General features: G+C 58.1%; 1 pseudogene. It reads left to right on the top strand.

Going from position 1 to position 425, the window contains the following annotated elements:
- Positions 1–425: pseudogene (locus tag MPC4_RS03690) on the top strand (DEAD/DEAH box helicase); the annotation flags it as partial.

Raw genomic sequence — 425 nt, 5'->3', positions numbered from 1 at the left:
CTGCAGAAGAGTCTCGACAAGAGGCTGGTCGACAAGCAGGATCAAGGCTGGTATCTGCAAGAGATCGCTCGTTATCAGTACCGCGGAAACCGACCCGAATCCCGCCGACTTCAGCTCGCTGCCCACAAGGCCAACCGCCTTCTGCTGAAGCCGCCGGAGGGTGTCACCGTAGCCAAGTTGACGGTGGTGAGCCAAGGGCGGATAGAGCGTATTGCGGCCTGGGTCGGTACGTTCGACACCTATGAGCAGCTCGACATTGCTGTGTCAGAAATTCTTGGTCGGTTGGCTTTTGGCGTCAAGGCCGACAAGTTCGAGCAGGCCCTGGACGAGATAAGCAGGGCAATAGGCTTTGCGGGCGAACGGCCGGACAAGGAATGGAAGGAAGGGCCTGACAACCTCTGGGCTTTGGATGACTCGCACTACAT

Origin of the sequence: Methylocella tundrae (genome assembly GCF_901905185.1) — a bacterium.
Taxonomy (GTDB): Bacteria; Pseudomonadota; Alphaproteobacteria; order Rhizobiales; family Beijerinckiaceae; genus Methylocapsa; species Methylocapsa tundrae.
This window is presented reverse-complemented; position numbering and strand designations above follow the sequence as displayed.